Source organism: Pseudohalioglobus sediminis, from assembly GCF_008370495.1.
GTDB lineage: Bacteria > Pseudomonadota > Gammaproteobacteria > Pseudomonadales > Halieaceae > Halioglobus.
Genome location: NZ_VTUX01000001.1, coordinates 512,366 through 525,679 on the forward strand (window position 1 = coordinate 512,366; position 13,314 = coordinate 525,679).

The 13,314-nt window shown below is 63.1% G+C and carries 10 protein-coding genes; 5 read left to right on the top strand and 5 right to left on the bottom strand.

Going from position 1 to position 13,314, the window contains the following annotated elements:
• Positions 1-3: 3 nt before the first annotated feature.
• From F0M18_RS02220 to F0M18_RS02230, 3 genes are all read right to left on the bottom strand, one after another.
• The gene (locus F0M18_RS02220; protein ID WP_149609742.1) at positions 4-984 is read right to left on the bottom strand and encodes an alpha/beta fold hydrolase; all 981 of its coding nucleotides are present in this window, start codon (positions 982-984) and stop codon (positions 4-6) included.
• A gap of 129 nt (positions 985-1,113) precedes the next feature.
• Positions 1,114-2,418, bottom strand: a complete 1,305-nt coding sequence (locus tag F0M18_RS02225) for an ammonium transporter (protein ID WP_149609743.1) — start codon at positions 2,416-2,418, stop codon at positions 1,114-1,116.
• A 14-nt stretch (positions 2,419-2,432) separates the two neighbouring features.
• Positions 2,433-2,771, bottom strand: a complete 339-nt coding sequence (locus tag F0M18_RS02230; RefSeq protein WP_149609744.1) for a P-II family nitrogen regulator — start codon at positions 2,769-2,771, stop codon at positions 2,433-2,435.
• 257 nt (positions 2,772-3,028) lie between these two features.
• Between F0M18_RS02230 and F0M18_RS02235 the strand changes: the two genes are divergently transcribed.
• Positions 3,029-4,459: an alkaline phosphatase gene (locus F0M18_RS02235; protein ID WP_149609745.1), complete on the top strand. Its 1,431-nt coding sequence runs from the start codon at positions 3,029-3,031 to the stop codon at positions 4,457-4,459.
• On the opposite strand, the gene F0M18_RS02240 is transcribed toward F0M18_RS02235, so the two are convergent.
• Together F0M18_RS02240 and F0M18_RS02245 are read right to left on the bottom strand one after the other, a co-directional pair.
• A complete protein-coding gene (locus F0M18_RS02240) occupies positions 4,449-5,327 on the bottom strand; it encodes a general secretion pathway protein GspB (RefSeq protein ID WP_149609746.1) in 879 nt (292 codons plus the stop codon). The two genes, F0M18_RS02235 and F0M18_RS02240, sit on opposite strands and share 11 nt — an antisense overlap.
• 3 nt (positions 5,328-5,330) lie before the next feature.
• Positions 5,331-7,061: an ExeA family protein gene (locus tag F0M18_RS02245; RefSeq protein ID WP_149609747.1), complete on the bottom strand. Its 1,731-nt coding sequence runs from the start codon at positions 7,059-7,061 to the stop codon at positions 5,331-5,333.
• 225 nt (positions 7,062-7,286) lie between these two features.
• On the opposite strand from F0M18_RS02245, the gene F0M18_RS02250 reads away from it, so the two are divergent.
• The 4 genes from F0M18_RS02250 to F0M18_RS02265 all read left to right on the top strand — a co-directional run bounded on the left by F0M18_RS02250 (position 7,287) and on the right by F0M18_RS02265 (position 13,287).
• The gene (locus F0M18_RS02250; protein ID WP_149609748.1) at positions 7,287-9,536 is read left to right on the top strand and encodes a patatin-like phospholipase family protein; all 2,250 of its coding nucleotides are present in this window, start codon (positions 7,287-7,289) and stop codon (positions 9,534-9,536) included.
• A 39-nt stretch (positions 9,537-9,575) separates the two neighbouring features.
• Complete coding sequence (locus tag F0M18_RS02255; RefSeq protein WP_149609749.1) at positions 9,576-11,036, top strand: M48 family metalloprotease; 1,461 nt, start codon at positions 9,576-9,578, stop codon at positions 11,034-11,036.
• Positions 11,033-11,947: a DMT family transporter gene (locus F0M18_RS02260; protein WP_149609750.1), complete on the top strand. Its 915-nt coding sequence runs from the start codon at positions 11,033-11,035 to the stop codon at positions 11,945-11,947. Before F0M18_RS02255 ends, F0M18_RS02260 begins: the two co-directional genes overlap by 4 nt.
• A gap of 107 nt (positions 11,948-12,054) precedes the next feature.
• On the top strand, positions 12,055-13,287 hold the full coding sequence (locus F0M18_RS02265) for an HD-GYP domain-containing protein (RefSeq protein ID WP_149609751.1): 1,233 nt from the start codon (positions 12,055-12,057) through the stop codon (positions 13,285-13,287).
• Positions 13,288-13,314: the final 27 nt, after the last annotated feature.

Consider the following 13,314-nt stretch of genomic DNA (forward strand, 5'->3'; position numbering starts at 1 on the left):
GTGTCAGCTGGCCGCGCGCGCGCCAACATCGGCGAGGAAATCCAGCAGGATTTCATTCACCGCGGCAGACGCCTCCAACTGCACCATATGCCCGGCCCCCGGTATCATGCGCACCGCCCGCAGATCGGGAAAGATGGCGCGCATCAGGCCCACGGGGTCTTCGCCGTGAAAGCCTTCCAGGTCGACATCGTGTTCACTGCCGAGAAAATACGCCGGCACCGCACTCTGTACACCTTCAAAGGGTTTGCGATCGCGCCATTTGATGTCCATCGCGCGATACCAGTTGAGCCCCCCGGTAAACCCGGTGCGACTGTACTCGCTGACAAAAAACTCCATCTCCAGTTCCGACAACCAGGGCCAGGGTAAGGGCGGCGGTTCCGCCATGGCATCCATATAGCTGGTACCCGGCGGAGACTGGAAACAGTCGAAATAATTGCCCGCGCCACTGAGCGTGTGAAAAACCTGGTGCAGGAAGCGCCTTGGATTTGCCGCCAGTTCCAGGTCTGCGCGCGGCGGTTCGCGAAAGTACTCGATGTGCAGGAAGTGCTGCTCGCCGATGCGCCGGTACTCACTCAGGGGCGGCTCATCCGGATTGTGCGGCGCAGCGGGGTTCTCGAGCCCGACAACGGCGAGCACCCGTTGCGGATGACGCAGCGCCAGGTCGTAAATGGCAAAGGCGCCGAAATCCAGGCCCGCGAAGACGGCGCTCTCTATGCCGAGATGATCGAGCAGCCCCACCAGGTCAGCAGTGATGGCATCCACGCCATAGGCCTCGGGAGCCGCCGGCGCATCGGTCTGGCCCATGCCACGCATATCCGGCGCAATGACCCGGTATCCGGCAGCCGCCAGCGCCGGTATCTGCCGGTGCCAGCTGAACCACAGGTGAGGAAACCCGTGGCACAGCACCACCGGCATACCCTCACCCTGCTCTACATAATGCATGTTGATGCCGTTGATCACGGCGTGGTGATGTGTCCACTGCATAGGCTACCCGCTTGATCGTCTAACCGGTAAACGTCTGCCACTGCGTGGATGCAGGGCAAGGCGGCAGCGGTCGCGCCGGAGTCAATACCGGCGCCACGGCGGCAGCCTCACACTAGCACAAGTGTGACCTCAGAGGTCGTAGCCGCGTTCGTCGTGCAGCACGAGGTCGAGACCCTGGGTTTCCTGGTCGGAATCCACACGCAGCCCCACCAGGACGTCTACCAGCTTCAGTATCAGCCAGCTGACGACAGCCGTATAGACAAATGTGCTCACCACGCCGGTGGCCTGCACCATCAGCTGTCCGCCAATGCTGTCGACACCGTCAGAGAAGCCGTTGCCGCTGAACAAACCCAGCTGGGTGGAACAGAACACCCCGGCAAGCAGGGTACCGAGAATACCGCCCACACCGTGCACCGGGAACACGTCCAGGCTGTCATCGATGCGCAGCTTGTTCTTGATCCAGTTAGTGGCAAAGTAGCACACCACACCGGCGGTGAGCCCGATGAGCACCGCCGCTGCGGGACCCACGGAGCCGGAGGCAGGCGTGATAGTGCCCAGGCCCGCCACCATGCCGGTGACGATGCCGAGTACAGAGGGCTTGCCGTGGCGGATCCATTCCATTGCCATCCACGCCAGCGAACCGGCGGATGCCGACAGGTGCGTTACCAGCATGGCCATGGCGGCGCTGTTGTCGGCAGCCACCGCGGACCCGGCATTGAAACCGAACCAGCCGACCCAGAGCATACCGGCACCCATCACGGTCAGGGTGAGGTTGTGCGGCGGCATCGCCACAGTGCCGAAGCCGCGGCGCGGCCCCAGCATCAACGCCGCGACCAGTGCCGCCACCGCTGCGGTGATATGCACCACGGTGCCGCCAGCGAAATCCTGCAGGCCCATGTTGCCAAGCCAGCCGCCACCCCAGACCCAGTGACAGATCGGCGCGTAGACCACCAGCAGCCAGATCGAGCTGAACAGCAACATGGCGGAAAAGCGCATGCGCTCAGCGAAACCGCCAACGATCAGCGCCGGGGTGATGATGGCGAAGGTCATCTGGAACATGACGAACAGGATCGCGGGAATGCCGCCGTTGAGGCTGTCCATGGTCATACCGGCGAGAAACAGGTTACCGAGGTCACCGATGAAAGGCCCCTGCTCGACGCCGTCGGAGCCAAAGGCGAGGGTGTAGCCCACTGCAAACCACAATAGCGACATCAGGCAGGTCAGCGCGAAGCACTGCATCAACACCGACAGCACGTTTTTCACCCGCACCAGTCCGGCGTAAAACAGCGACAGGCCGGGAATAGTCATAAACAACACCAGCGCCGTAGACGTCAGTATCCAGGCGGTGTCAGCCTGGTTGAGCTCCTGTGCGCTGGCCAGGGCCGGCGCCAGCATGAGACAAACCGGCAGCGCCAGTCGTGAAATTGACTTCATTATTTTCTCCGTATTCATAGCGCCTGGTCGCCGGTCTCGCCGGTGCGTATGCGCAGGCTCTCTTCGAGAGGTGTTACAAAGATCTTGCCATCACCTACCTTGCCAGTGGCTGCGGCAGCGCAAACGGCCTCAATCGCAGACGCCAGCTCAGCATCGCTGACCGCGATCTGGATTTTCACCTTGGGTTGAAACTCGACCACGTATTCAGCACCCCGGTACAACTCCGTGTGCCCTTTCTGGCGGCCGAAGCCTTTGACATCTTCCACCGTCATGCCGTCGATCCCGACCTGTTGCAGGGCCTCGCGCACGTCATCAAGCTTGAATGGCTTGATGATGGCTATCAGCATCTTCATAGATTATTCCCCGGTTAATTATTGTCAGGCAGGGACCCGAGAGCCCTGCCATGCACTGTCGCACCATACGCAGCTGCGAAAGTTGACCGATCGTGCCACAACGGCGACCAAAACTTAAGCACCCAGCCTCCCTTTTGGCTGCGCTGGTCCGGCGATCCGCCCATATATCGCCCTCGTGACCGGATATCGCAGATGCATCTGCGCGCGCATCATGCTAACAATTGCCCCTCCTGTCTCATCAGCCTCGGATAGAAAAGATGAAGCCACTCACTCTAGCGATATGCACGGCAGCCCTGTTGGCAAGCCTCGGCCCGGGCACCAGCCACGCCGCCGGCAGCGGGACCGGGCAGCCGCGAAACATCATCCTGCTCATCGGGGACGGCATGGGCGAGCAGCAGCTGGCTATTGCCCGTAACTATCTCCGGGGTGCGCGCGGGCGCTTGCTGATGGACACACTGCCTGTACGCAGTGCCGCCCAGGTGCTCACCATCGAGGACCGGGGCGCGGGCCAACCCATGTACGTGGCGGACTCAGCCAATACCGCCACCAGCATGGCCACCGGCGCAGTCACCAGCCGCGGGCGCATTGCCACCAGCGCCGGCAGCGATGAAGATCTCCCCACCATTGTCGAGCTGGCCGCTGCGGCAGGCTATCGCACCGGGCTGGTCAGCACCGCCAGCGTCACCGATGCCACGCCCGCGGCCTTTGCCGCACACATCAGTGAACGCCTCTGTGAAAATCCGGATAACGTGGAACGCGTGGTGCAAGCGACCCCCTACAAGGATATCGAACTCGGCGGCTGCCCCGCGGATGCCATGCGCAATGGCGGGCCGGGGGCGATCTCCGAGCAGCTGGCGCAATCAGGTTTGCATGTCCTGCTGGGCGGTGGTCGCAAGCACTTCACCGTAGCGTCAGAAACCGGCCCGGGCAGCGTACTGGAACTGGCCGTCGACAAGGGTTTTACCAGCGTGAGTACGCGGCAGCAGTTGCTGGCCAGCCAACCCGGCGCGCGTTTGCTGGGGATTTTTGCCAGCGGGCACCTGCCGGTACGCCTGCAGGGAGAAGGCGGGCGCATCGCCGAGTTGCCCAAACCCAGCCTGCTGAATCGCCTGCATCCCTATCTCGGGGACGTCAGCCTGCCACCGACGATGGTCTGTGAACCCAACCCGGCTTTCGCCGGCACACCCAGCCTGCAGGAGATGACCGGGATCGCCCTGCGCCACCTCTCTGCCGACAATGACAGGGGCTTCTTCCTGATGGTGGAATCAGCGTCCATTGACAAGCAGGCGCACAGGCGCAATCCCTGTGGTTCCATCGGTGAAGTGGCGCAACTGGACGAGGCCCTGGGTAGCGCGCTGGCTTTCGCCAGGCAGCATCCGCACACCCTGGTACTGGTCACGGCCGATCACACCCATGCGGCACAGTTGATCCCCTACGTCAGCCTGTACGACAGAGTTCCAGTGCCCATCTACACGCCGGGCTACCTGGCCCGTATCGAAACACCGGAAGGCGGGTACATGGCGGTCAATTACGCCACCACCAGTTTCAGCAGGGAAGAACATACGGGTGCGGCGGTGCCGGTGCTGGCCAACGCCGAGGGCAAGGGCCGTTTGCCGGGCTTCATTGCCCAGCCTGACCTGTTCCGGATTATGGCCGCCTACCTGGAGCTACCGGCGGCTAGAGATTAACCCAGCTGTTGAGTGCGCGCAGGCGGAACTGCGTGCCGCGGTAGTCGAGCACCACCGAATCGGAGAGTATTTCTTCCACCCGCATTCCGGCGGCGGGGCTGCCACCTTTCTGCAGGGTTTTGCCGTTGAGCACCACCCGCGACTGCCCGGCCTGGCCTGAATACTCGTGCCGCTGGTAGTAAACCGATGGGATATTGTCCTTGGTTTGCTGGGAGAGCTCGCTGACGAATGGCGCCGGGTGCTCCTCCAGCCTGGCGTCTGCGAGTTCGCTTTCGGCCTTGCGCACCATCTGCTCGATATCAACCGCCTGCTCCTGCGCGGGCGCCCGCTGCGGGGCCGCTGCCGGGGCAGTCTCCGCGGGTAACACCCTGGCGGGGGCTGTACTCGCCGCGGGCGCCTGCGCAACCGCATCCGGCTGCGATGTATACAACGCGCTCACCGCAGGGTCTGCGACGGGGTCTGCGCCCGCCTCCGTTGCACTGGCGGCGGCACTATCCGCTGTCGCCTCCGGCGAGTCGACCACCACCGACTGCACCGCAACCGCCGGTTGCGCGGGGGCTGGCTCTGCAGCAACCGTGACCGGCGCTTGCGTAATCGCCTGCTCCTGCGGCGGCGGTTGCTGCGCAGCCGGCTGTGCACCGACCGTGGCCGGGAGCGATACATTGGCCTGGGCCGGAGGCTGCTCCTGCCCGCGATCCCAGAACAGCCACAGAATGAGCAGCAAACAGCCAATCAGTGCCACGCTCAATACAAACACCAGCCAGCGCCGGCCCGGGGTCCCGGAGGCATAATCATGGCGCGTGGCCAGGTCGGGCATGCCGCTGTTGTCATCACGCGAACGGTTCAGCGCATCCAGTATCAATGACATGGCTCAGCCCTCCCCCGCCCGGGCAAATCGCGCGCGCGCCTGCTCGGCGTTGACGTCTATCCCCAGCGCCGCATTCAGTTTCAGCAAGGTCTGCACACCCACCACACCATCGTCCTCGAGGCCATTGGCCCGCTGGAACAGGATCACCCGCTGTTTCAGTGCCGCATTGAAGCGGGTATCGGTCAACGGCCTGGACTGCTGGTCGAGCTGCGCGAACAACAGTGCGACCGCAGCCACCGCCGGGCCGGAATCACCCTGCGCCAGCGGGCGTTCAAAACCGACAGGGACCTGCCACAGGTGGCGGTAACCGCCGGTCCAGAGCGGCGCGAGGTCCGCCAGCGCGACTTCACTGACGCCGGCGTCCAGGGCCACCCACGCGCGCCGTCCCTCTATTCCCAGCAACAGGGTGGCCGCCGCAAAGCGCTCCGGCGTCACCATGTCGAGCAGCAGCGGCTGGGACAGGGCCGCCAGTTCATCCCAGGTAGCCGCTTCACCTTCAACACAGGCAATTCGCCCGGCCGGGTCGGCACACAGTTCCGCCGGCACGGGCAGGTCGCTGTAGAGTGCCCAGAGCTGCGCCTGAGCCTGCTGTGGCGGTTGCAGCCATGCCAGCGGCGTTGCCGGCGTCGCGGCCATCCCCGCCGGATCGGCATCGGGCACTGCTACCTGTGGAACAGGCGCTTCTGCCCCAGCCAGCGTGGCCGGCTGCTCCGCCGTGACCGCAGCGCTTGCAGCCGCCGCCGGGGCTGTCGCCACCGCAGCAGGTTGCTCAGCCGGAGCGGGTGCCGGGGCAACGACTTCAGGCATCGCCGTGGCTGTCGGTTCCTGCTGCAGATCGAGCACCCACCAGGCGATGCCACAGCCGATCAGGACCAGGGCCGCCAGGGCCCAGGGCCAGCGCGCGGCATGTCGCCGGCGGTCCTCGCCCAGCACCTCGCGGGCGGCATCACGCAGGGTGGCGCGGTCGGCGCGTTGTTTGTTGCGCCCGTATGCGCCCAGCAGGATTCGATCGCAGAGCACATTGATCAGGCGCGGTACGCCGTGCGTGTGCCGGTAGATACCGCGCACCACCGCGGGCGGAAAAATCTGTCGGTCCGGGGTCATGCCGGCCACCTGCAGCCGATGCTGGATATAGGCGCCGGTTTCCGCCAAGTTGAGCGGTTCGAGATTGTAGCGCGCAGTGATGCGCTGGTTCAGCTGGCGCAGTTCCGGCCGCGCCAGCATCTGCGCCAGCTCTGGCTGCCCGATCAGTATGATCTGCAGCAGCTTCTCGCTGTGGGTTTCGAGGTTGGTCAACAGGCGAATCTGTTCCAGCACATCGAAATCGAGGTGCTGGGCCTCGTCGATCATCAATACTGTCTTGCGCCCCTGTTCATAGTTATCCAGCAGGAAGCGGTGCAGGGCATCTGTGAGACTCTTCAGGGTGTGCTGTTCGGTGTTGTAGGCCACCCCCAACTCATCACAAACCGTGGCCAGCAGTTCCATGGCATTCAGCGCCGGGTTGAGAATAATGGCGACGTCGGTATCGTGCGGCAACTGTTCCAGCAGGCAGCGGTTGAGCGTGGTTTTGCCGGTGCCGACCTCGCCGGTGAGCAGGATAAAACCACCGCCCGCGCCGACCCCGTACAACAGGTGCGCGAGGGCATCGCGATGCCGCGCACTCATAAACAGGTAGCGCGGGTTCACGGCGATGGAGAACGGGGCCTCGCTGAGGCCAAAGTATTGTTGATACATGTGCCCTCATTATGCATCAACGCTGTGTTTACTTGAACGATTCCCGGTATGCTGTGCTGCTTTTCTTTTCCACCCGTTTCCCGCCTGCTGCAGCGAGAAAAACGGGAGGCAGCAAGCCACCTCAGCGACCACATCATCGCGCTGCCCGGCTAACCGCCAACAACAGAGATAGACCTGCCATCCCACGGCTGGGATAATCGCCCGAGCTGAACCCTGGAACCTCACATGCAACGCATCTCGCGACTTTTCTCCCTTGTACTGGCACTTGCGCTCGCACCGCCACCCGCCTTCGCCAGCGGCGATAGAATCAACCTGGTGCTGGCGGGGGGCGGCGCGCGCGGCATCGCCCATGTGGGCGCCATCACCGCCCTCGAGGAGATGCAGGTTCCCATCCACGCGGTGGCGGGCACCAGCATGGGAGCACTGGTAGGCGGGCTTTACGCCATCGGCATGGACAGTGCGCAGCTGAAAGAGGTTGTGGACAACATGGCCTGGGAAGACGCCTTCGCCGATTCACTGGATCGCAGCGAACTGCCACAGCGGCGCAAGAGCGACGATTACGATTACCCCACCTCCGTCAGCCTGTCATTCCAGGGTGGACAGATATCCATCCCTCTGGGCCTGGTGCAGGGCCAGCAGGTGCGTCAGATCATCAAGCGGCTGACCTTAGAAGCAGAACATGTGCGCAACTTTGATGAACTGCCTACCCCCTACCGGGCCGTAGCCACCGACATCGAGACCGGCGATGCCTATGTCTTCAGCGAAGGCAATATCGTCACCGCCATGCGCGCAAGCATGTCGCTGCCGGCGCTGCTGGCACCGGTGGAGCACGATGGCAGGTTACTTGTTGACGGCGGCCTGGCCATGAACATACCGGTGCAGGTGGGACGCGACATGGGTGCGGACCGCCTCCTGGTAGTCGATATCGGCACTCCCCTGCGCGGCCGCGACGAAATCAACAGCGTACTGGGCGTAACCGACCAGATGCTGGGCTTCCTTACCCGCAGGAATTCTCTCGAGCAACTGGCCACGCTCACCGACGAGGACATTCTCATCAGTCCCGATCTCACTGGTATCGGCATGCTCGACTTCGAGCGGACGCAGGAAATCTACGAGCGCGGCTACCAGGCCACCATGGCGCTGCGGGAACAGCTCGCCCCGCTGGCACTGAACAATGCAGAGTGGGCGTCCTACCTGGCCAGCCGCGACCGGCCGGCGCCGGCGACGCCGGTAATTGATCGCATCGTCATCAACAACGACAGTTTGTTGCGCGACGATCTGATTCGCGTGCGCCTGCGCCAGCAGGTGGACGAGCCGCTGGATACGGAGCAGCTGCGCGAGGATATCGCTCAGATCTATACCCTTGGCCACTGGCAGATTATCGACTATGACGTGGTCGGCGAACCGGGTGGCGAGAGCGTGCTGGAGATCAATGCGCAGGCCAAAACCTGGGGCGACGACCAGCTCAAATTTGGCATCAACCTGGTCAGTGATTTTGAGGGCGGCAGCGAGATCAACATTGGCGCCAGTGCCATCTGGGAGGGCGTCACCGACCTGGGCGGCGAACTGTATGCGCGGGCGCAGGTGGGCGACAATATTCTTCTCGGCGGCGAGTTCTACATGCCTCTGGACCTGCAGTCACGTTTTTTCCTGCTGCCGCAGCTGCACTATCACGATTACGACGTGACCAATATCAACCCGGATTTCGATTTCGAGTCCACTCTTGGCAGCTGGCGCGTGCGCCGCTTTTCCGGGCAATTCAACGCCGGCGCAAACCTGTTCGATAACAGCCAGGTCAGCATGGGGCTGTTCCGCAATGTCGGTGAGTATGTCGCCGATATCGAAGTGGGAGGGTCCCTGCCCGAGTCCCGTTTCGACGAGGGCGGCATGTTGCTGGGCCTGCGCTACGATTCACTGGACAACCCCTTCTTCCCCACCCAGGGCGGTTTTGCCAACGCCGAATACCAGCTGATGCGCGATGAAGTGGGGGCGGATAACGACTTCGAGCGCTGGCACGCCTCCGCCCTGGGCGCCATCAGCTGGGGTGCAGACCAGCGCAACACGCTGATCCTGACCGCTCGCACCGGGCAATCCATCGATGCGAGCAACGAGCCACAGAACGCCTACCAGCTGGGCGGACTGTTTAACCTGTCGGGGCTGAGCCACAACCTGCTCTCCGGACGCCAGATGGCATTTGCCATGGCCCAGTACCAGCGCCGCCTCACGGCCAACAGCGTGCTGCCGATCGACGTGCCTACCTACGTCGGCGTCTCCATCGAGGGCGGGAACGTGTGGTCTGATCGCGCCGATGTCAGCACCAGCGATTTCGCCAATGCGGGCAGTCTCTACCTGGCGCTGGATACGCCCGTCGGTCCCATCTACATTGCCTATGGTCGCTCCGAGGGCTCGCGCGATGCCCTGTACCTGGCAATTGGCTGGCCGTTCCTCAACAACCAGCTGCTGATGGGGCGCTGAGCCAGCGCCCCAGTTCTGAACACAAAAGGAAACTCTGCCATGCCACATCGACTTCCCGTAAAAACCTGCATGAAACGGCTTTCGCTGGCGGCCGGCGCACTGCTGCTGAGCGCCTGCGTCACCTCGGTGGTGTCACCCGAGATGGAACAGGAAGCCGGCGCCGCCATGTCACAACAGGTTGCAGACCAGATTGGTCTCTACGACGACCCGGCCCTGCAGCGCTATCTCGACACCGTCGGGCAGCGCCTGGTGCAGGCCCTCGGGGAGACGCCTTACCAGTTCCGCTTCGACATTGTCGACCAGTTCGAACCCAACGCCTTCGCCACTCCCGGCGGCTACATCTATGTTTCCCGCGGTTTGCTCGCACAAACCAATAGCGAGGCGGAGCTGGCGGGCGTGCTGGCGCATGAAATCAGCCACGTCACCCAGCGCCATCACGTGCGCCAGGCTGGCCGCGCCATTGGTACAGGGCTGCTGACCCTGCCCGGGAGGGCGGTAGGCGTTGTCAGCGAAGACCTCGGCAACATGATCAACAGCCCAATTGAATTCGCCGGCAATGTGTATCTCTCTTCCTATTCGCGCGGCCAGGAGAGTGAAGCAGACCAGGTCGGCATGCGGCTGGCCGCCAGGGCGGGCTATGAGCCGGTGGCGCTGGCCAGCGCCCTGGAAGGCATTGAACGCAGCGTGTTCCTGTTGACCGGTGAGCAGCACGAAAAAAACTACCTCGACAGCCACCCCACCACCCCGCAGCGGGTGGCGGACATCAACAACCTGGCCAGTCAGTTACAGCCGACAATAACCCCGCCACTGGCTGACAGGACACAATTCCTCGGCTACCTCGACGGCCTGTGGTGGGGCCAGCAGAATCCCCAACAGGGGGTATTCCGCGGGCAGCGCTTTCTCAGCGCGGACATGAACTTTGCCGTCGATTTCCCCAGCGCATGGGAAACACTCAATACACCCCGCTTCGTGGGTGCGATGGAACCCGAGCAAGGCGCCTACCTGGCACTGGGCTCCAACGCGGGAGAGTTCTCGCCTGAGGGCTATGCAGCAGCCCTGGTGACGCGCATGCGCGAGCGCGCCGGCCTGTCTCCAGACGTGAGCCGTGCTTTCACACTCCAGGGCTGGCCGGCTCACCTGGTGCGCTATGACGACACCTCGGGTGAGGAAGCCATCAGCCTGTTCTATGTGTTCCTGCAGACACCCCAACAAAGCTTCACGTTCATGGGAATGGGGCTGGCACATTTCCAGGGCGCCCTGCGCGCTGCGGTAATGAGCATGCGACCGCTGACGGACCAGGAGCGCAACGGCACCGGTGGCTCGCGCTTGCGTGTGGCAACCATGCAACCGGGCGAGTCGCTGGCCAGCTTCGCAGGGCGTGTAAACACCACCTGGTCGCCGGATCTGCTGGCCGCCATCAACGGTGTGACAACGCAATACCGCGGCAACGGTGAGCTGATGAAATATGCGCGCACCGAGCGCTACCAACCCCGGGAATGACACAGGCGCAGCGCACCCGGCAGGCAATCTATATCTCCCTGCTGATGGTCATCATTGCCAGCACCGCCGCCGTAGCCACCAAGTTCGCCTCCGCCCGCGCCAGCACCGAGGCTATCGTCACGGTGCAATATGCCGTCTGCCTGCTGCTTTGCCTGCGCATCACCCTGCGCCCGGGGCTGGCCAACCTGCGCAGCCAGCGCATGGGCCTGCACCTGTTTCGCGGTGCCGCGGGCGTACTGGGCTTCTACCTGTTTTACGCGGCACTGGAACATATCCCCATGGTTGATGCCGTGCTGCTCCGCCAGAGCGCCCCGCTGAGTGTGCCCCTGGTGGTCTGGTTGTGGAACCGGGAAAGCATCGCAGCGAGCGCCTGGCTGCCCCTCGTCATCGGCTTCGCCGGCGTGGCGGTGATCCTGAGACCGTCACCAGCGGGCTTGAGTTGGTGGCATGCCGGCGGATTTATCTCCGCCTTGTGTCTCGCCGTGTCAATGGTGGCGACGCACCGGCTGGCGCGCACGGAACCGGCCTCGCGCATCCTCTTCTACTACTTCCTGCTCTCGCTCCTGTGCGTGGCGCCGTTCAGCGTCGCCGACTTCCGCGGCCTGCGCTGGCAGGAATGGGCGGCCATGCTGTATATCGGCATCACCATCTACCTTACGCTGCGGCTCTACACGCGCGCCTATGCCATGGCGCCGGCTCATGCTATCGCACCGGTAAATTATCTTGCCGTCGTACTCGCCGCGGGCTGGGGCTGGCTGTTGTGGGGACAGGTCCCCGACTTCTGGTCCGTACTGGGCAGCGCCCTGGTGATCGCCGGTGGCCTGCTGACCATTGCCCTGGCAAGGACGCCTGCCCCAGGTAACGCCTCGCCAGGTCCGGCCGCATCGGGCCAGGGAAGCCAGAAAGCATGAAATTCGCCCCGTCCGGGAAATTGTAAAAAAGTGCAGTTTTTTCAGACAGCACCCACACGATGGGGTATTTTTGCTATGAGCGGCTATTACTTTTTACAGGCGGGTATATGCTCCAGACTGTGAAGGTCCCCACTACGGACCTCACCAAGGGAATGTTTGTCAGCGGGCTTGACCGGGACTGGTTGGGCACTCCTTTCCTGACCCAGGGTTTCCTGCTGCAATCGGACTCCGACATAGAGCGTGTGCGCGACTATTGCGAGTACGTGTGGGTAGATATCCACAAGTGCGTCTATGTGAGCGCCAAACTCCAGCGCCGGGCCCAGGGCGAACGCCCGCGCGTGCCGCTGCCGGAAATTTTCAAGGGCCGCACGCTGCAGGTCTACTCGGACCAGGCCGAGTGGAAAGAAGAGCACCCCCGCGCTACACGCGCCCTGAACAGCCTGCTGCATGACATCACCGATATCTTCGACAAGGCTGCCGAGAGCGGCAAACTCGACGCCATCCGCCTGAAAACCGCGGCCGACCCGATCGTCGGCAGTATCAGCCGCAACCCGGACGCCTGCCTGTGGCTCGGACGACTGAAACAACACGACGAATACAGCTACCAGCACTCACTCAGTGTGGCCATCTGGGCCGTTGCCCTGGGCCGCCAGATCGGCCTGCACAAACGGGACCTGCGCTCCCTGGCAACCGGGGCCATGCTCATGGATGTAGGCAAGTTGCTGGTCGACCCGGAATTGCTGCGTGCCAATCGTGCACTCACGGAAGAGGAAACCCGGGAGATGCGCCATCACGTTGCCCACGGCGTTCACCTGGTGAAAAAGAGCGGCATTATCAACCAGGACATACTCGACATGGTGGGCTTTCACCACGAGCGCCACGATGGCAGTGGCTATCCGCGCGGACTTAAAGGCGACCAGATTCCGCCGTTTGCGCGCATTGCCGGCATCGTCGACACCTACGACGCTGTCACCTCCAATCGTTCCTATGCCACTGCGCGCGCGCCGGCAGATGCCATCAAGGTCCTGTACGAGCAACGTGACAAGCACTTCCAGGCCGAGTTGGTCGAAGCCTTCATTCAGGCCATCGGCATCTACCCGGCGGGTACTATCGTCGAACTGACATCAGGCGAAGTGGGTATCGTAGTGGCCGAAAGCCGTAAACGCCGGCTGCTGCCCAAGGTGATCCTGGTGCTGGACCGGAAAAAGAAGCCCTATCCACGCCCGAAAATCGTCGACCTGCAGGATACCCAGACGCCCTACCAGGATAAACCGATTTCCATTGCCCGCAGCCTTGAGCCAGGCGCCCACGACATCGATATCGCGCGCTACCAGTTCTAGCTCCCGCTACAATTTCGACACGCAACC